Below are 18,763 nucleotides of genomic sequence, written 5' to 3' on the forward strand. Positions count from 1 at the left end.
GGCGCAGTCGGCGGCTGCGTATCCGCAACACCTCCTGGTGTCGGTTTCCACCAGTTGCCTGTCAGGAACAACATCGTCAACAGGTTATACGAATCGCTGTAGTAGCTTTCTTTCTTGTTCTTCATCCAGTCCCATCCAGCATTGACCCAAGCCTGATGACTTGTATTCGTCGTCCCAGCCGCGATGAACGGCGAGACGAAGACGGCCGTAGCATAACTGCCGATCGCCGTACCATTCATTTGATACCCGTCTTTCACATTCGCAGGCTTGCCAGATGTCTTGCCTTTGATCCACGTTGCGATCTTATCCGCAATGGTTTTACCACGCGTATCCCCGTACAAGGCATAGTCCATGACAATGCGGAGCGGCACCCGTGACGCATTCCAGAAATATTGATTGGTCTCTTTAAATTCGTGCAGATAATCTTCGGGCGCCGGCTCTGGCGGATTGTTCACGACGAAATCCGAGATCAGCCCCGTATTCGGGGAGTACGTATTGCTGAACTGCGTATAGACGCTGTACAGGTTATCGATGACATTCAACCATGTCTGATCGCCCGTAAAATCATAGAACGCCCGCAGATGCGACAGCATCCAGTCGGATGGGCGCGTGTTCAACGCACTTTTCGTATCCCAATCCCCTAAGTTCAATCGGTTATTCGTCGTCACATTGCTGGCCTTGATCCCATTAATCATCTTTTTCGCTTCAGCCAAATAATTCACGGATCCGTTCGAGCCCCACTGACGGTCCGCTAGCAGGAGCGAATATGCAATATCCAAATCCCCGTCCGTTGCAGAGCCGTAATATCCTTGCGCATTGATATGATCTGCGACAATCCAGCCCATCAGATTGGAATTGTGTTTGCTTTTGAATGCTCTTGCCGTTTTGAAAAGACCGTTATAAAGCGTCTGCGCATTCGGGTCATGGCCCGCCATTAAAGCGGTAATGACCATCCCATACCCTTGACCTTCGGATGTTCCAAGAGCAGTGAAATCATCATCATCTCCCGTAATTTCGCCTTTCACGTAATATCCGCCAGGGAGCGAGGAGAGGTTATTCTTCAGATATTTACCCTTCCAATAGTCATAATACGCTGTTACAGCAGCGTTCATCGATGCCTGAGTCACATGATTCGGCTTAATAATCCCGGGATAACTTAACTGTTGTGGGAACGGTTTCATTTCACCCGCCGCATGCACCTTTGGCTGTCCAACCGGGACGATGAGCGAGGCAGCCACCATCGCAAAACAAAGCAAACTTAAAAACAACATCCTCGGTTTTCCGTACAACGTTCTTGTCGTGTCCATCACAACTCTCCTTCATTTTTTAGCATAAAAAACGAAATCAGCGGCTAGTCTCACCTTCATTGTGTTTGTTCAAAAATTAAAGCGCTTTAACTTTTGAAGTAAAAAATAGACATCTATTCGCTACTAAGTTATCACACATTTTTAGATTTTCATAGCAATTTTTTTGTAAATTTTAGGGAATTTCTATTCGACAATCTGCAACAATTACGGCGACTCCTATCGACAAAAAAGAGGCAGAATTTCTTCTGCCCCTCGCACATATTATCGTACGCGATATGCTTACATCCAATTTTCATATTGTTCATGCAGCGAATCCGCTGACACTTTCCGCTTCTGGAATAGACTGCTCGGGACGAGTTGATTATATTTGCCGATCTTTTGGTTAATCTTATCCACTCGCTCATTCATATTCATCAGCGTTTGCTCATCTTGTTGCTCCAGAAGCAACCGTATTTCATCACGAATTTCATGCTGCAATTCCAGCCACGCAGGCAGCACATGCGCCGTCTTAAGGACCGAATTCAGGACATCACCCTGGGAGACTTCGAGCGGTTTGTTTTTTCCCGGTAAATCTTGAAATCCACCTTTCCGCTCATAATCTCGAATCGCTAGCTCTGTCACGGACATGTATCCAAGCTCCTCACGAACCTCTTCATTCGCAATCGACTCGGTGTTCGAATCACTCGATGGGCTCTGCTTATTCCCCTCTTGGATCACTGGCGTTGTCGAGGGTTCTTGACGCGACTTCCACCTTTTCCAGAACATGAATTCACACTCCCTTTAAAAATCAAACTCGCACACCAATTCCATATTATGGGTTATGGTATCTATTATACGGTGCAATTGATCTTCAGTGAAATTGGGCCCGAGAGATTATATGACAATCCAATGACAATTGAAACTAGCAATGCATATACATTAAATAACCTTCAGCAGCTCCTGCAATTCGTTAACAACATACTTCGGTTGGTATGCACTCGTCATCTGAATATCGTCGCGATTGTAGAAGCAGAAGTCGATCCCTGCATTTTTCGCCCCATGATAGTCATCCGACAAAGAGTCGCCGATAAACAATACTTCGTGATTGAATAATTCGAGCTCATGCAGCGAAAGCTCGAAAATTTCCTTTCTAGGCTTCCTTATGCCAACTTCATCTGACACAATGACTGATTCGAACATGTCACGGACGTTCCCTACGGTTAGCCTTTTTCGCTGTGCATCACCAATACCATTCGAGATAATCCCCAGCTTATATTGGGACTTCAAGGAGTGCAGCACTTCCTCCGCCCCGCCTTCAAAATAACAGGTATTGCAAAAATGATTCCAATACGTATACGATAACATCTCATGCTGAGATGGATTCATGTTCAAGGTGTCTCGGAAAGAACTAATCAGGACATCTTCGATCGATTGATGCGCACCGGTTTTATTGACGAAGTCCATCCAATGCCTAAAGTTATGCTTGGTATAGGTCGACCAAAACGCCCCCCATTCCATCTCTTCATCGGCTAATAATTGGTGATCGCGAACGGTTCTTTTCATCGAATTCAGCTCGCTTAATGAATAATTTAAGAGGGTATTATCCAAATCAAATATAATGGCTTTGTACATGATTTCTTCCTCCACTCTTGTTACTTGTTGAACCTCTTCTAGCTTTCTATGTAGCTCTCCCAGTCATAATCTTCGATTTTCCGATTCCCTCCTATCCTATCTGGATGGAGAATCTTCATACGCATAGATCTTAAAAAGCCTAATATAAAGAACGATACTAATTAGTGCACAGACAAGGATGAATGTAAAAACGCCCATTGGAGGTACCCATGCCGATAAAAAAACGGTCAAGGGTGCTGCGAATCTTCCAATCGTGTATTGTAACCTAGCTGCCCCCATATATTGCCCTCTAGCGTTCACAGGAGCATACTGGCTTACAAAGTTATTGGTCACTGGAGAACGCATGATTTCTCCAAATGTAAACACAATTGTGATGAGGAACAATAACCAAATGTTCGTTGTCAATCCAATGGCGAACATCCCCACCCCAGCTAGAGCTGATGACAGAATGAACACATCGCGATCTCTTAAGCGATTTAACCATTTGGTAGCGGGTAAGACAAATAGAACGAACAACAGTCCATTTAACCCCAGAATCCATCCCAATACTTCAGTACTCGTAAGCCGGAGCGACCAATCATGCCAATGGAATAGAGATTGCGATGGGACTTCTTGGGTGATATATACCGCTAGATACAAATCCAATTGCATGATAGTTATAATGGAGAAGACGCCTGCCAGAATATAAAGGACAAATATTTTATCCCGAAAGATGATTCCATAGCCTTTCCATTGTTCTTGTATCGAAGTTAAAATTGCATTGGATGGAACCTTCTGGGGGGTATCCGGCATACTCTCACGAATTCTCAGAAAGATTGCAATAGCGTAGAGCAGCATAACAATTGTACAAGTCCATAGCAGCTCACTTCGATAATGAAAGAAAAAATATGCACCCAATGCGGGTCCTAATACAGCACCAATATTATTCGCTGTCGTAAACGTAGCGAACACCTGCCGTCGGTCCTTATCAGGAATAAGATCCGCTACCATCGCATCGCTGGCAGGTCCATAGAGGGCACCACCTAATCCAACGCCAATAAATGCGAAATAATTAACCCAATGCGAACTGGAACTGGACAGCGCAAACAATGCGAACATAACTGCTTTAAGGGAAGCACCTGCCAACATCGTGGGACGACGTCCCAACCTATCCGCTAAACTCCCACCAACCATGCTTCCAAGTATACCAATGAGTGGCGGAATCGTCATCAACATCCCTGCCGTCTGATTACCTAACGCTTCGCTAAAGTAGACCGTAATGAAAGGAAAGTACATCCAATACAACAAATTGAACAGCGCCTCGCCGATTAGGCGAATTTTCAAATTAACATCCCACACATGCAACTTCAATAAATCGCCTCTTCTCCACATTCTCCCCGGCCAGGTATCCCTATAATAAGGCACCAAAAAAATTAAATATAGACTTATAATTTTTTCCAAGTTATACTAATAATATGAAAATCGAGGTAACCTATTTTTAATTAAACTGCTCCACAAAACGAACGTTTGTTCGAAACCATAAAAAGACGCTCTTATGTGAGAGCGTCTTTGTTCGTATTGTATAGATTATTTCATGAAATCTACCCTGCTTATTTAGCTACTTTGCTTTTGTAACGTCACCAACTGCCGCAGCTTCTCATCGCTCCAATCATACATCGCTAACAAAGCCGAATAGGGATCTCCGTCAAGGTTCAACCATTTCGCAAAAGCAGGCTCTGTCTTCAAGCCATTTTGCTTGAGTTCCCGGATCTCCCGCTTCCCCTCCGTACCGATCACTTGCAGAATTCGATGCTCTACGATCATATGACGATATCCATTTTGCTCATACGCGGGGATGGCTTGGGCGAAAATCTCAATCGGCCAGCCGTTGTATGTAAAATTCGCGACGAACCTCATGATTCCGCCGACTTCACGTTGATGGGAACGGAACTGCTCCATCTGTCCATAGGTATGGATAACGAGTTCCTGGAACGCTTGGAGATCATGCACTTCACAGATCATGTCTAGATCGCTCTCAGGCAGGTCAATATCAAGCGGAATCGTTCCTACGAGCAGCGGATGATAGGCTTGCAGCGTAGTGCATATTTTGAGCTCGTTTAAAACCCGATAGACTTCCTGCTGTCTTGGACTCCCCTGAGCCAAATACGCTAGAGTCGTAAAGTTAATAGAATGATGATCCGTCATACAATTCCCCCAAGTCCATAGAAAACGTCCTCTTTACGAGGACGAGGCAGGACTTTCTATCAGATTTTTCTCCATTTCAATCGCCACAATGTGCTGTCCCTCATGATTCAAGACGATTTTAGAACCGCAGGGTCTAAAGCCTAGCTTGCTATACAGAAGTAATGCTTTTGTATTCGTATTGTGGCAGTAGAGCTTCATTCTCGTACAACCATGTTCATCCCTAGCTCTCTTCATCATGACGTCAACTAAAAAGGATGCGACAGCTTTCCCCCGATAGGCAGGTGAGACGAGCACATTTCCAAGCCAGCAGCAGTCTTCTTCCAGATCAAAATCATATAAGTTCGAATAAGCGATCGTCTTATCCTCAGAATCTACGACAACCGTTGGGCTTCGGCGTTGTTCTATGACTTTCATCACTTGATCGGGGGTCCAAGGATAACGAGACTTAGGACTTGCGTAGAACGATTCAACCGTATTTTGTGGAAAGGTACATATGCGCGCAACATCTTTGTCCAGAAGATCTCTATGCGTGACCATTTTTTAGTTCACCGCCCCTCGGCTTCCAAATCTCTCTAATAAAAAATTATCAACCAACTCATTCGCGAAACAGTTCATCCAGCATCCGCTCTTTGTTATTCATGAACTGCTTCATAATGATAAAATGCTCCGTCTCTTCCAGCGTTGTCCGCTCAATCCCCTCCGGCGTCAAATTGTAGATCACGCTATCCGGATATGCCATGAGAATCGGGGAGTGCGTCGCAATGATAAATTGAGAGTTGGCTTGCACCAGCTCATGCATGCGGGACAACATCGACATCTGCCTAAGCGGCGACAACGCTGCCTCTGGCTCATCTAAGATATATAATCCGTACCCGCCAAAACGATGAATAAACGTCGCGAAGAACGATTCGCCGTGCGATTGCTCATGCAGCGATTTTCCGCCATATGAATCCTTTATGGGAGGAGCTGAAGCTTTTTGTTCATCCAACTCATCAATGTTCGTCGCCAAATTATAATAACTCTCTGCTCGGAAAAAGAAGCCATCACGCGGCCTACGCATCCCACGTACGGGGCGGATATATTCATACAAATTCGAATGGGTTGCACGGGTAGAGAACGTGAAGTTCAGCGTCCCCCCTTCGGGATTGAAGCCGAGCGCAACCGCAATCGCCTCCATTAAGGTGGATTTGCCCATGCCGTTCTCACCGACAATATACGTGACCTTCGGATGAAAAGGGAGCCCCTTCAGTCCCTTCAGCACAGGCAGGTTGAATGGATAATGATCCATGGATGGCACACCTTGTCGATGAAATACAATATCTCTGAGATAAGCGTCTCGCGCAGAACTACGCATCGGCTCCCCCTCCCTCTTGTTCCCTCTATCATATCACACTGAATTTTTCCCACAAAGTGATGCATGTGCATTGCGGGGGGACCCCGAACTTTTAACGTATAACCAAATGAAAAAAACCAAGCGCTGTCGCACTTGGTCTTTGGCATACCTATTAAATTAATCCGAACTCGCGCCCTACACGCTCCAACACATCCGCCGCAAACTTCAAGTCTTCCTCCGTATGCTGCGCCGTTACGATCAGTCGCACGCGGCCTTTGTCCATCGCCACCGTTGGATAGACGATACCCTGCGCACATACGCCCTCCTCCAGCAATCGCTTCGAGAAGGCAAGCGCCCGCGCGGATTCCCCGACGATGATCGGGATAATCGGGGTCTCGCTATCTCCCGTATCAAATCCAAGCTGCTGCAGCTTCGTACGGAATCCATTCGCATTTAGCCACAAGCGCTCGGTTAGCTCAGGCTCGCCTTGCAGCACCTCGATCGCCGCAATACAGCTGGCTGCGACAGACGGCGGCAGTGCCGTACTGAACAGGAAGGCACGCGCACTATTAATCATATAATCCTTCGCGACTTGCGCCGTCGCAACGTAACCTCCTACAGCGCCAATCGCCTTCGACAAAGTTCCGATTTGGAAATGTACGCGCCCGTTCAGACCGAAGTGATCGGTCGATCCTTTGCCATGCTTCCCTAATACACCGCTCGCATGCGCATCATCCACATAGACAAGCGCGCCGTAACGCTCCGCTAGTTCTACAATCGCAGGCAATGGTGCAATATCCCCATCCATACTGAATACGCCGTCGGTCACAACAACCTTTTGACGGAAGGATCCGCATTCTTTCAATACCGCTTCCAGCTGGTTCATATCTTTATGGGCAAAGATACGGCGACTTGCCTTCGTCAAACGAATACCATCAATAATGCTCGCATGATTGAGTTCATCGCTAATGACGACATCATCTGCACCAAGAATCGTTCCTAACACCCCTTGGTTCGTCGTAAATCCGGATTGAAAGACCAGCGCTGCTTCCGTTCCTTTGAAAGCCGCAAGCTTCTGCTCCAATTCATCATGTATCGCGAGCGTGCCCGTGATCGTGCGAACCGAGCCTGCGCCTACCCCATACTTCTCCGTCGCCGCAATAGCAGCTTGTATTAATTTCGGATGATGTGTAAGTCCCAAATAATTGTTGGAAGACATCTGCAGCACGCGCTTGCCGCCCTGTAATGTCATCCATGCGTCCGATCCATCCTCCCACACCGTCAATGGACGATAGCGCCCCGCTTCGTTCAAGCTCTGCAACTGCTGTGCAATCACTTCAAATCCGTTCATCTGAAGTACCTCCTCATTTATGTTCAAATATGCAGCGTCTTACAATTCAGGATCATGCTTGAATACAATTTTCCCGCATTTGCCAGACATCATCAATTCAAATGCCTCTTCATATTGGTCGAGTGTAAAGTAATGTGTGATAAGCGGCTTCAAATCAATGCGTCCGCACTCCAGCAAGCCTTTGACCTGATACCATGTATCATACATCCGACGGCCTGTGATGCCATGCACCTGCAGCCCCTTAAATATAATATCCTCTGCCAAGTCAATGGACACTTCTCTCGTAGGAATTCCTAACAGAGATACACGTGCCGCAGGTGAAGCCGCTTTCAGAGCATCCCGAATCGCCTGCGGATGACCTGACATCTCCAGAATCACCTCGACTCCTTCGCCGTGCGTCGCTTCCATAATCGCCTCAATTGATGATGCTTCACTGCTATTAACAATCACATCCGCACCCATCGTCTTGGCCATTTCCAAGCGGTACGGATTAATATCTACAGCAATAATCGTACCACTGCCGCACGCTTTTGCAACAGCAACCGCCATGAGCCCAATCGGCCCTACGCCGATAATCGCCACACTCTTCCCTACAATATCACCGCTAAGGACCGTCTGTACGGCATTACCCAGTGGATCTTGCAGACATGCAATCTCATAAGGCAGCTTTGGATCATTATGAATAATGTTGCTTGCACGCACGATCGCGTATTCCGCGAAGCAGCCTGGAATCGTAATCCCGAAACTCTTCGTATGCTTACATACATGCGCATTTCCGGTGCGACATGCCTTACAGAGACCGCATACCACATGCCCCTCACCCGATACGTAATCTCCGATTTTCACATTCGTGACTTCTTCCCCAACCGCTTCCACGATCCCAGCGAATTCATGCCCGAATACGTTCGGCGTTACAACCGTTTTCGATGCCCATTCATCCCATTTGTAAATGTGGACGTCTGTCCCACAGATGGACGATGTCTTAACACGAACAAGTACATCATGGGGGCCACAGGTAGGAATAGGTACTTCTTTATACACGGCACCGGGCTTTCGCTCATCTTTTACTAACCCCATCATATTTCCGCTCAACATTTGATTGCCCCTCTCCATCTTTTCTCATAAAATAGAGTAAATACGGCTTCACCGATTCATCCTATATTCATCAACTTCAATCTTCCTTTGTATAATATATTACACATTTGTGCGTTATTTTGCACTATAATTTTTGCATGTATTTGGATGATTTTTTTTTTAAGTTCGTGTGAAGAAGCTGAGAGGAGACAACCATGCAGGAACAAATTCACCAGAAAATCGGTAAGAACTTACAAGATATACGCAAATCACGAAAGCTTAGCCTGGATGCCGTTGCTGAATTAAGCGGGGTCAGCAAGGGAATGCTCGGACAGATTGAACGCGGGGAGACCAACCCAACGATTTCGATTCTATGGAAAATTGTCAACGGCCTTCGCATCTCCTTCGCCACCTTGATGGAGGACTCCACGCCCCAGGTCACCCTGGTGAAAATGGAGGATACGACACCACTCGTGGAAGAAGACGGCGCGTATCGTGCCTATCCGATCTTCCCTTTTGAGCAAGACCGCGGATTTGAAGTCTACAATGTCGTCATTGAACCTGGCAACTCGCATACGTCCGAAGCTCACTATGAGGGCGTTGAGGAGTTCATTATGGTGATGGAAGGCGAACTGCGCGTTGAAGTTGGGGGCGAGACGTATACCTTGAAGCCAAGCCTGGCCATTCGATTCGCTGCGGACCAGCCGCATACGTATTATAACGATACCGATAAGGCGATTCGTTATACGACGCTGATTCACTATCCATCGTCGAATAGAAGATAGCGTGAGATATACATACAAGAAAGGAGCAACCTTTATAACAAGGTCGCTCCTTTTTCTATCGCATACAGTCTGAATACGAATCCTCACACTCTCCCCGCTCCCTTAAACTTTTCACGAGCAGATCAATATATCGTCCGAGCCTCATGCTGATCTCCGCACAAGGGAGCAATAATATTAAGTCTTGTCCTATCTCCCAACACCTGATTTCTTATATACCTTTGTTTAGGACAAAAAGCCAGAACTTCATTTGTTGGTATATTGACCAATTGAAGACTGGCTTACATTTTGAATATAAAGAGTCTTATTGAACTCAAATGGTACCTTTTATTCATAACTAATATACACATCATGAAATTTCTGGTCATCGATATTTTTTCTTACCTTGATTTGCAAGATGCCGTCTTTGAATTTAGCTCTGCTTTCTCGAAACTTTACGATTTCTGGGAGTTTAATGACATGATGCTGATTTTCCGGAAGTCCATCAATCATGATCTGGTTAGGACTTACGGATAACTGTAAATCCCTAATATTAACGTTTTGGGGAATGGCGACTTTGATAAATACAAAATTATGAGTTTGAAATATATCGTGTTTTAACAAGTTGTTTTTTTTAGCTGTTGTAGGGATATTTTTCAATATACCTTGTACATAATTTTCAACCCAATTTTGCGAAGGCATTCCATTTTCCATTTCCATGGAAGGTAATTTCCCACCAAAAAACTCATCAAAATTTTTCCAATCAAACGTATCTCTCGGTGTTTTTCTCACCTTTGTCACCTCTCTAATCGATATTTTCTATATTGTATGTAAGTTGAGTCTTTAGGTGTTCACCCATTGTTGCAGTAACAAATAGGCATTTGCCGCATATGTTGTATAATCCGGAATAAACCGTGGAATGAAGGTGGTATCGTATGAATCTTGTTGTCCACCAGAGTATTACAATTCAAAACTTAACTGTGAATTCGATATCAAATTCTTCCATATTGCAGATTGGCAGTACTGGTGTTATGAATCCACTATCAAATTCGTACAACACAAGTGGTTCTCCTCCGGCCGCGGAGAGTCAATCTGAAGAACCTTTAGTCCCTTTGCCACCTCCAGGTTATTAGCAAATATTTTTTAGGAGGAACTAGCCATGAATCAAGCTTCAAATAATTGGAGCGATTATTTTCGTCAACTTCATACTTATATCAACTGGCAAACAGATCAGATAAATAAATTGGAAACAAACCTCGAACAATTAAAAAAAGAATTGACAGAGACCAGAAATCAAAAGCAAATTTCAATAGATAAAATCGAGTATCGATTTGATATGCTAAAAGTAGAAAATTTAAGCGGGACACTAGTAATCGGGGTAACTCCAGATGGAGTCAAATCAATGGATGAAATGGAAAAAAACGGTTTGAATTGGGTGCAAAGTTCTAAGGATAAACAATCCGACCTTTATGATTCCACATCTAAAATGATGGACCAGTATCTAAAAAATCAAGTTCCGGATACAATTGATTCCTTTACGAAAACACACCAAGTACATGTGGATCAAGAGTATCGACAACTCATGGTAAGTGATTTAAAAAAACAAGTACATGACAGAATTCATCATTATATCAACCAAATGGATAAAGAAACAGCTAAGGATGCGTCAATTGCTAGACAATATATATTGGATCATGTGAAAAGAGACATTCAAATGGCGATTGAACAGCATATCACAACGATTCAAACTGATCCGAAGGGAGCTCAGCATCATGCAAATGACAGTCATTAATAAAGAAATCAATGTAATTTCAATCCGTGTGACGAGTGTGTCCACGTCTTCTGTATTGATGGTCGGCGATACTGAAGTGATTAAATGTTCATCTATTACGGATACTCCCCCAGAGTCGTTAGTCCCCACTCCAGCGGCTCCGTTACCATCAAGATGATAAAATGACCAGAATTTCATTCGTTCCTTGGCTACAGGTTGAAAGCATTTCGGCGAGTGCCATTCTAATTGTAGGAGATGCACAAAGGCTGACACCTGATTCAAAAGCTCTCGTCTTTCAAAAAGAGATATCTAATTATCTTGGAACAGAAGGGGATTTTAACGAGTATCCAATTTTCTCAAAAGAAATTCCAGAACCGACAGCACTGACCCCTGTACAGATGAATATTGTTAACGAATCGAAATTCATAAAAGTAAGGGGGATAGAAATAAAAGGAGTGGATACTTCTTCCATTATTCAAATTGGTTCAAACTGCTTAATTGAAAGTGAATCGAGGTTCAAACAGATACGACAGGTACTGAGGAAATAACTTTAGATATTCATCTTGCCTATAAGAAATGTGTCACTTAGGCGAATGACGGCATAAGATGCATTATCTTGCTTGCCAATAGAGGTGGTATTACGTATGCCTTCCATAGTTGGAAATATAAAAATCATAAGCGTAGGATCATCTGGAATTGTGCATATTGGCGATGCAATACAATTATCACCAGAAAGTACCAGCAAATCCTATGCCGGCTCAGGGTCGTTTAATACAGGCGATTTCATGACGAACAACAATGCTGTCAGCGCTACAAATACCTGGGATTCTGATGTGAACGATTCGAATCAATCGACATTTGGTAATAAGGGAATCGTATAATTCACATATGCCCCCCAATTTTCATTGACCGCTCCGACGCTTGACCCGCCTTCGTGGCAGACGATGCCCGCATGATTGCAGCACTGCCATATCGTTCCTTAATACGATCCGTCGCTCGATCGAGCGCCTGCATCCGTTCCCCTTTGTAAAGGACATTCAAAAAAAGTCTAGGCAGATTGAAGAAGATGATCTCTGTATTGAACAGGGGTCATCTTTTTTAAATTCCTGATACCTGTAGTGGCGATAACGATCTCCTCATTACGCGCATGGACGATGATCGTCACTATTGGAATTTTTTACATGTTGGAATTTGGTAGAAAACGGATTAGACTATGGTGATGATTACAGAATAAAAGGAGAATTCAAATGCGTAACAAATTCACGACCGTATTCATTCTAGTCATTCTTATTCTATCCGTTGTAGCCTGCTCTACACCGGCCAAAGAAGCCGATCCGATGGACAAGCAGATTGCCTATAACGATGCTAGTGTTGCGGTAGATAAAGTCAAAATATTATTCCACAAAAAAACCGCAGCAGACGGCACGCCGATCTTAGATCCGGCAACAGGCGGACGAGATAAGGCGAAAGAACTGCTGCTTGGATACTTCGATGCACCGCTCGTCGATAAAATCATGGCCCATTATGTTACAGACCAGACGGTAGACGACAACGTGGTCTTGAACAAAGGAGAAGACGGCGCTGCGGTTCCATTCTTCAACCCTTCTATAATCGATACGACGTTCGATGCCGTGAAAGTGGAAGGCAGTAAAGAAGAATTTAAAATTACAACACCGGAGAACAAGATCTATACCCTGAAATGGCAAGAGGACAAAGGAAGATATATTGTAACTAATTATGAGTAATTTCCCGTGTCATTCAAAAAAAGTCTAGGCAGATTGAAGAAGATGATCTCTGTATTGCGTATTGAACAGGGATCATCTTTTTTTTAATTCCATTGATACCTGTAACAGTTGTAGTAGGTCATGCAAATAACTCATTCATTTTTTATTATTACATTTTACTTAAGTTTATTATAAGACTGTCCGTATATCGAGCTAATCTCTTGCTTATTTCCGCCTTCATGTATTCTTTTGTTATAATCAAACGATCCTCATAATCACGATAGGCATAATGCAACTCCAATATATCTTCATGCTTTTCTTCATTAAAAACGCGAATTTCTTTTTCCATCATTTCTTGTTTCACCTTGGACAAATCTTTGTAAATATTAGCCGCAAGGACTTGTGCTGCTTTGGCATATAGCGACTTTAGCGTCTCAGAAGAGAGTTTCACTTCGGAGATCTTTTTGGTTACCAGCGTATACATAATGGGGAGCAGAATATAATCGCGTATTAATTCAATATCTTCCTTCTTTGGGTGGCTTGAACGAAGACTCGGAATTTCATGATGTCTATTTAGCAAGGCCTCCCGATGCTGTGGCAGCATCATGCGACTGGACTCCCATAGACCGTTATTTTCCAGCTTCTTACTCATTTATAATGCCCCCCAATTTTCATTGACCGTTCCGACGCTTGACCCGCCTTCGTGGCAGATGATGCCCGCATGATTGCAGCACTGCCATATCGTTCCTTAATACGATCCGTCGCTCGATCGAGCGCCCGCATCCGTTCTTGATCCTCGAACAACGTCAACTGATATGCATCGTCATCCGTTAGTGCGCTCAGCATAACACCGGCACGTCGCACGGGCATCTGATCCCAATACTTGTAGAAGAGCGTCTTCACCGTCTCGAACACTTTGTTCGTATTGTTCGTCGGATCGGCCATCTTCATCTGGCGCGAGAAGCCCGTTGGCGTCTCATAAGGGCTGCACATACAGCTGACCGTCACGACCGAGCCCATATAACCCTTCTGCCGACAGTCGCGGCAGACCTCTTCCGTCAGCTCGAGTAGAATCGTATCGACTTCCGAAGCATCCGCATAGTCCCGCGGCAAGGTCATCATATGACCGACCGACTTTGGCGCTGCATGGAAGGTGCCTGGCGACACCGGGCTGTTATCCAGACCGTTCGCCGTTCGCCACATCACCTCGGCATGAATATCCGACTGCTTGCCGAACCGTGCGCGGAACTTATCCTTAAGCTCCGGCAACGGCGTTCGTGCAATATCTCCGATCGTCATCATGCCGAGCTTCGTGAAGTGTGCGGTCATTCGGGAGCCAACGCCATACATCTTATGGACCGGCTCCTGCCATAGTGTACGCTCAAGATCGGATGGCGACAGAATGAAGATCCCATTCTTATTTTTCTTCGCCCATATGTCAGTTGCGATTTTCGCCAGTACCTTATTCGAGCTGATCCCTACGCGTATGCGTATTCCTGTCTCATGCATTACTTGGTCTTGAATGGCTCGCGCGATGGTGATGGGATCCCCCAGGAGGGACTGACTTGCCGTAATATCTAAGAACTGTTCGTCAATGCTGAACACTTCCACAAGATCCGTAAATTTTTCGTATATTTCCGTTATCTTCAAGGATATATCGATATAATGCTGCATACGAGGGCGCATAATAACAAGATCCGGGCATTTCCTCAGCGCCTCCCCGAGCCGTTCCGCTGTCGTGACACCGAAGCTCTTCGCAATAGGGCAGGCCGCCAGAATGATGCCCGACCTTCGCGCAGGGTCTCCTGCCACAGCTACCGGTTTGTTCTTATATTCTGGATGATCTGCTTTCTCTACGCTCGCATAAAAACTCTGACAGTCCGCTAAAAAGATGACCCTTTCGCTTGGTTGACTCAATTTAACACCCTCCAAGTCATATTCCTAACTCATTTACATGTAACGAACAAACATTCGCATTTGTTATTTATTATATACCAAACACATGTTCGATATGCAAGTGAATTTTATGGAAATCGGTGCCTAGATTTAACCTGACTTGCGCAGGATGATAAAACCTGCCGAGGATATCCAACTGAAAACCTCCTTCCCACTAAAATCATCCTGTTCTGTATGTTCATAACATTGACGTTATCCATGCACATCCTTTATACTTTAACGCATAAAAGCTAAAAAGTATTTAAGGAGCCCAACATCGTGAATAAACAACTCAGTTTCTCCAAGAGCATGCTGCTCATTGTCTTTATTCTCTCCCTGCTATTCATCTCCATTTTCCTCTTAAAAGCAGAGCCGCATCTCCCGCTTCTCGCGACGACCGTCGGAACCGCCGCCCTCTTGTGGATGTTCGGTATCCCTTGGACAAGCATCGAATCGGCGATCATCCGCGGCATTCAGACTGCGATCATGCCCATTCTGATCCTATCCCTCATCGGGATTCTTATCGCCGTCTGGATGATGAGCGGTACCGTGCCGACCATTCTCTACTACGGCATGGATTATATTCAGCCGAATTATTTTGCCGTGAGCGCGCTTTATGTGACCATCATGATCTCTTTGTTCACAGGCAGTTCGTTCACAACCGTCAGTACGGTTGGGGTAGCCTTCATGGGGATCGCCGCGACGACAGGCGTCTCACCGACATTAGCTGCAGGGGCCGTCATTTGCGGGGCTTGCTTTGGCGATAAAATGTCACCGCTGTCCGATACGACGAACTTCGCGCCCGCTGTGGCAGGTACGACGCTATTCACACATATTCGCAATATGCTCTACACCACCGTTCCAGCACTTGTCCTGACGACGATCTTCTTTTTATTCGGGGCGCGAACAGGCACGGTTGATCTAAGCTCGATGGAACAGATTAAGCTTGCGCTGCATGAGGGCTTCAACATCCATTGGCTAACATTATTATCGCCATTAGCTGTTCTGATCTGCTCCGTTAGACGCGTACCCATCTTGCCTACGCTAATCGCAGGGATCGTCACAGGCCTCTTGATCACCGCGTTCGTACAGCATCAGAGTGCAATCGACATGTGGTTCCAAGTCATGCAGAGCGGCTACAAGAGCAGCATTACGAACGAGACCGTCGCTGCGATAGTCAATCGCGGCGGATTGCAATCGATGATGTGGTCCGTCTCTCTGATCTTGATCGCCTTATCTCTAGGCGGATTGCTGCAGCATTGCGGCGTCATTGAAGCCTTCTTCCGCACCGTAATCGCGCCGCTGAAGCGGAAGAGCAGCATCGTGCTCATGACAGGCGTATCCTCTATTGCGGTGAACGGCATGACGGGGGAGCAATATCTATCGATCCTTCTACCTGGTCAAATGTTCAAGGACGAATATGCACGGCGCCAAATTCCGGCGAGAACGCTCTCCCGGACGCTTGAGGACTGTGGAACTCTCGTGAATCCTTTAATTCCTTGGGGAGTTAGCGGCGCCTTCTTCGCATCGACGCTGGGCGTTCCGGTCATCGAATACTTGCCATATGCGATATTCCTATGGGCCAGTCCTTTATTCACCTTCGCCTATGCCGTCATCAAGCCGTTACAGAAGAATTCGCTCGGAAGCAACGAATAACCACCCAAGATGAATCACATCTCATCGATCAACGCAAAAAGGGAGCGCGGCAGCGCTCCCTTTTCTTCTAATTTGATTTCATTCTACAAACTTGTAAAAAAAAGGATCCCCGCTCTTACCTTATCGGATTGATCTGACATCCTTTTTACCCCTTCACCTGGCTTTACTGCTATTTTCATCTCTCTTTTACGTGAAATCCCCCCCTTGACGATGTTCTTGCAATTTCTTGAACCAAGGCTGATGAATGACCCCTTCAACTTTACGCATCCCAACCCAAGCTCCAGCCCCCTGTACTGACCCCGTTTCCTCACGTGCTCGACTTCCCAATAGGTCCGTATTTCGATGTTTCAAGCCACAGTCCAAGTACGATGACAGTCTTACTCTCATAACGAATCCACCTCCCTATGCTGATGACAACAAAAAAAGAACGCAAACCGGGAGTTATCTCCTCAGCTTGCGTTCTTCGCAAACGTAATATTTTACAATTACCCCTATTGTATCAGAACAAGTATCGACCGTCTACCAAATTATGTCGATTCCTGTCACGTTACAACGCTACGATCAACCGCCCGCGTTGCTTCCCTTGCAGGATTATCTTCAGTTCATGTGACAAATGCGCAAGTGTCGTCACACGCCCAATCTCCTCGAGCAGCAAATCCGGCTTCAGATCCGAACCTAACCGCTTCCAAATCGCAATTCGCTCGTCCATCGGACAATAGACGGAATCGATCCCAATGAGTTGTACGCCGCGCAAAATAAATGGATACACATTGCCCGGGAATCCCGCACCCCCGATCATTCCACTCACCGCAATAGCCCCACCGTACTTGGTGGTACTAAGTGCATGTGCAAGCGTATTCCCGCCCACAGGATCAACAACAGCTGCCCAGCGTGCTTTGCTGAGCGGTCTAATCTGCTCAGGTGATACATCCTCCCGTGAGAGAATCTCCTTAGCCCCTAATTTACGTAGGAAATCATGCTCCTCCGTCTTGCCCGAACTTGCCACCACGTGATAGCCGATCTTGGATAGCATAGCCACCGCCAGACTCCCTACGCCGCCAGATGCACCCGTGACTAATACTTCTCCCTGGTCCGGCCTCAGACCGTGTTGTTCCAATTTATGTATAGATAATGCCGCAGTAAACCCAGCTGTACCAAGCGCCATCGATTCTTTGAGCGTTATGCCTTCCGGGAGGTGAACGATCCAATCCCCTGGTACTCGAATATATTCGCTATACCCGCCAAAATGAGACACGCCTAACCCATAACCTGTGACTAGCACGAAATCTCCTTCTTCAAACCGCTCGTCCTTCGACTCGATAACCGTCCCTGCAACATCAATGCCCGGGATGAACGGATATTGGTTCACAATACCGCCATTCAGCAGTGTCGCCAGGCCGTCTTTATAGTTCACACTGGAATATGCAGCACGTATGGTTACATCCCCAGCAGGCAGATCTTCCATCGTTAACGTCTTGACTTGCGTAATGACTTCCTCATCTTGTTTATCTACCACGAAAGCTTGAAATCTTGTCACGTCAAATCCCTCCCGTATGTACGTAGTTCATGTACCCTGCGCTTCCTATTGTAGCATATGTTGCCCAAATCACATAAAAATGACTTCCTACTTATATGGAGCAAAAAGCCCGCCTTCTAAAATCGAAGAACGGGCATTTCCCTGAGAACCAGGCATCACAACCTTAACGAAACATCCCCCACAGCTTAATGAGATGAAACGTATTATTCGGATCAATCTTCTGCGCCAAGACGAACGCAACAATCTGATCTTCCTGCGTTCCCGAAATCTTCTCATTCAGAATGACCCCAGCCGATTTGACGAGACGGCGCACCTTCGTTCGATCCTGCAGATCGTGTTTGCTCACGCCATCCAGCATTTTTTTCAATTTGTCTTTCACTTGCGGATTCTTCGTCTTGGTCTTGACCCGCTCCACGAAATCCGGACTAATCCCATATTTGACATAACTCACCTGTAGACACCTCCAGAGAAACGACTTATGCAATATTCCCAGTATATGCGCAGGCAGCTTGTCAATTG

Annotated in this window: 22 protein-coding genes and 1 pseudogene; 7 read left to right on the top strand and 16 right to left on the bottom strand. The window is 45.7% G+C overall.

Annotated features, from left to right (window positions below; all coding sequences use genetic code 11):
• Window positions 1–35: 35 nt before the first annotated feature.
• The 9 genes and pseudogenes from C558_RS34675 to tdh form a co-directional block, all read right to left on the bottom strand.
• Window positions 36–1,307: pseudogene (locus tag C558_RS34675) on the bottom strand (family 8 glycosyl hydrolase); the annotation flags it as partial.
• A 279-nt stretch (window positions 1,308–1,586) separates the two neighbouring features.
• Window positions 1,587–2,072, bottom strand: a complete 486-nt coding sequence (locus tag C558_RS0111925; protein WP_018756506.1) for a DnaJ family domain-containing protein — start codon at window positions 2,070–2,072, stop codon at window positions 1,587–1,589.
• A gap of 153 nt (window positions 2,073–2,225) precedes the next feature.
• A complete protein-coding gene (locus C558_RS0111930) occupies window positions 2,226–2,918 on the bottom strand; it encodes an HAD family hydrolase (protein WP_018756507.1) in 693 nt (230 codons plus the stop codon).
• Between the two features lie 96 nt (window positions 2,919–3,014).
• Window positions 3,015–4,268 carry an MDR family MFS transporter gene (locus tag C558_RS0111935; RefSeq protein WP_018756508.1) on the bottom strand — a complete coding sequence of 418 codons (1,254 nt, stop codon included), beginning with the start codon at window positions 4,266–4,268 and terminating at the stop codon, window positions 3,015–3,017.
• 243 nt (window positions 4,269–4,511) lie between these two features.
• Window positions 4,512–5,102, bottom strand: coding sequence for a DUF4269 domain-containing protein (locus C558_RS0111940; protein WP_018756509.1), 591 nt, complete (start codon window positions 5,100–5,102; stop codon window positions 4,512–4,514).
• Between the two features lie 33 nt (window positions 5,103–5,135).
• Window positions 5,136–5,639: a GNAT family N-acetyltransferase gene (locus C558_RS0111945; RefSeq protein ID WP_018756510.1), complete on the bottom strand. Its 504-nt coding sequence runs from the start codon at window positions 5,637–5,639 to the stop codon at window positions 5,136–5,138.
• 58 nt (window positions 5,640–5,697) lie between these two features.
• A complete protein-coding gene (locus tag C558_RS0111950; protein ID WP_018756511.1) occupies window positions 5,698–6,456 on the bottom strand; it encodes an AAA family ATPase in 759 nt (252 codons plus the stop codon).
• Between the two features lie 151 nt (window positions 6,457–6,607).
• Window positions 6,608–7,786 (bottom strand): glycine C-acetyltransferase, encoded by a 1,179-nt coding sequence (locus C558_RS0111955; RefSeq protein WP_018756512.1) that lies wholly within the window; start codon window positions 7,784–7,786, stop codon window positions 6,608–6,610.
• 39 nt (window positions 7,787–7,825) lie between these two features.
• Entirely contained in the window at window positions 7,826–8,866 is a 1,041-nt protein-coding gene (tdh, locus tag C558_RS0111960; protein WP_379342947.1) for an L-threonine 3-dehydrogenase, read from the bottom strand.
• A 209-nt stretch (window positions 8,867–9,075) separates the two neighbouring features.
• On the opposite strand from tdh, the gene C558_RS0111965 reads away from it, so the two are divergent.
• A complete protein-coding gene (locus C558_RS0111965) occupies window positions 9,076–9,645 on the top strand; it encodes a helix-turn-helix domain-containing protein (RefSeq protein WP_018756514.1) in 570 nt (189 codons plus the stop codon).
• 324 nt (window positions 9,646–9,969) lie between these two features.
• On the opposite strand, the gene C558_RS0111970 is transcribed toward C558_RS0111965, so the two are convergent.
• Window positions 9,970–10,413: an Hsp20/alpha crystallin family protein gene (locus C558_RS0111970; protein WP_018756515.1), complete on the bottom strand. Its 444-nt coding sequence runs from the start codon at window positions 10,411–10,413 to the stop codon at window positions 9,970–9,972.
• A 143-nt stretch (window positions 10,414–10,556) separates the two neighbouring features.
• Here C558_RS0111970 and C558_RS33140 point away from each other — a divergent pair, with 143 nt between their 5' ends.
• The 4 genes from C558_RS33140 (at window position 10,557) to C558_RS0111985 (ending at window position 12,273) form a co-directional block, all read left to right on the top strand.
• The gene (locus C558_RS33140; protein ID WP_083927165.1) at window positions 10,557–10,754 is read left to right on the top strand and encodes a spore germination protein GerPB; all 198 of its coding nucleotides are present in this window, start codon (window positions 10,557–10,559) and stop codon (window positions 10,752–10,754) included.
• 26 nt (window positions 10,755–10,780) lie between these two features.
• Window positions 10,781–11,413 carry a spore germination protein GerPC gene (gerPC, locus tag C558_RS0111975; RefSeq protein ID WP_018756516.1) on the top strand — a complete coding sequence of 211 codons (633 nt, stop codon included), beginning with the start codon at window positions 10,781–10,783 and terminating at the stop codon, window positions 11,411–11,413.
• A 161-nt stretch (window positions 11,414–11,574) separates the two neighbouring features.
• Window positions 11,575–11,940, top strand: a complete 366-nt coding sequence (locus tag C558_RS0111980; protein WP_018756517.1) for a spore germination protein GerPE — start codon at window positions 11,575–11,577, stop codon at window positions 11,938–11,940.
• 96 nt (window positions 11,941–12,036) lie between these two features.
• Window positions 12,037–12,273, top strand: a complete 237-nt coding sequence (locus C558_RS0111985) for a spore germination protein (protein ID WP_018756518.1) — start codon at window positions 12,037–12,039, stop codon at window positions 12,271–12,273.
• Between the two features lies 1 nt (window position 12,274).
• Here C558_RS0111985 and C558_RS33765 read toward each other — a convergent pair whose 3' ends face one another.
• Entirely contained in the window at window positions 12,275–12,433 is a 159-nt protein-coding gene (locus C558_RS33765; RefSeq protein WP_425413935.1) for a hypothetical protein, read from the bottom strand.
• Between the two features lie 206 nt (window positions 12,434–12,639).
• Between C558_RS33765 and C558_RS0111995 the strand changes: the two genes are divergently transcribed.
• Window positions 12,640–13,137 (top strand): hypothetical protein, encoded by a 498-nt coding sequence (locus tag C558_RS0111995; protein WP_018756520.1) that lies wholly within the window; start codon window positions 12,640–12,642, stop codon window positions 13,135–13,137.
• Window positions 13,138–13,285: 148 nt separating this feature from the next.
• Here the strand turns inward: C558_RS0111995 and C558_RS0112000 are convergent, their stop codons facing one another.
• Both C558_RS0112000 and C558_RS0112005 read right to left on the bottom strand, forming a co-directional pair.
• Window positions 13,286–13,768, bottom strand: coding sequence for a YhjD family protein (locus tag C558_RS0112000; RefSeq protein ID WP_018756521.1), 483 nt, complete (start codon window positions 13,766–13,768; stop codon window positions 13,286–13,288).
• On the bottom strand, window positions 13,765–15,033 hold the full coding sequence (locus C558_RS0112005; protein ID WP_018756522.1) for a DNA polymerase IV: 1,269 nt from the start codon (window positions 15,031–15,033) through the stop codon (window positions 13,765–13,767). The genes C558_RS0112000 and C558_RS0112005 overlap by 4 nt, the downstream gene beginning before the upstream one ends.
• Before the next feature lie 297 nt (window positions 15,034–15,330).
• Here C558_RS0112005 and nhaC point away from each other — a divergent pair, with 297 nt between their 5' ends.
• The gene (nhaC, locus tag C558_RS0112015) at window positions 15,331–16,707 is read left to right on the top strand and encodes a Na+/H+ antiporter NhaC (protein ID WP_018756524.1); all 1,377 of its coding nucleotides are present in this window, start codon (window positions 15,331–15,333) and stop codon (window positions 16,705–16,707) included.
• Window positions 16,708–16,893: 186 nt separating this feature from the next.
• On the opposite strand, the gene C558_RS0112020 is transcribed toward nhaC, so the two are convergent.
• The 3 genes from C558_RS0112020 to C558_RS0112030 form a co-directional block, all read right to left on the bottom strand.
• On the bottom strand, window positions 16,894–17,094 hold the full coding sequence (locus tag C558_RS0112020; protein ID WP_018756525.1) for a hypothetical protein: 201 nt from the start codon (window positions 17,092–17,094) through the stop codon (window positions 16,894–16,896).
• Between the two features lie 160 nt (window positions 17,095–17,254).
• Window positions 17,255–18,244 (bottom strand): acrylyl-CoA reductase family protein, encoded by a 990-nt coding sequence (locus C558_RS0112025; RefSeq protein ID WP_018756526.1) that lies wholly within the window; start codon window positions 18,242–18,244, stop codon window positions 17,255–17,257.
• A gap of 163 nt (window positions 18,245–18,407) precedes the next feature.
• A complete protein-coding gene (locus tag C558_RS0112030) occupies window positions 18,408–18,695 on the bottom strand; it encodes a stage VI sporulation protein F (RefSeq protein ID WP_018756527.1) in 288 nt (95 codons plus the stop codon).
• Window positions 18,696–18,763 lie beyond the last annotated feature (68 nt).

It is taken from the genome of Paenibacillus terrigena DSM 21567, assembly GCF_000374845.1.
In the GTDB taxonomy this organism is placed as follows: Bacteria; Bacillota; Bacilli; order Paenibacillales; family Paenibacillaceae; genus Paenibacillus_K; species Paenibacillus_K terrigena.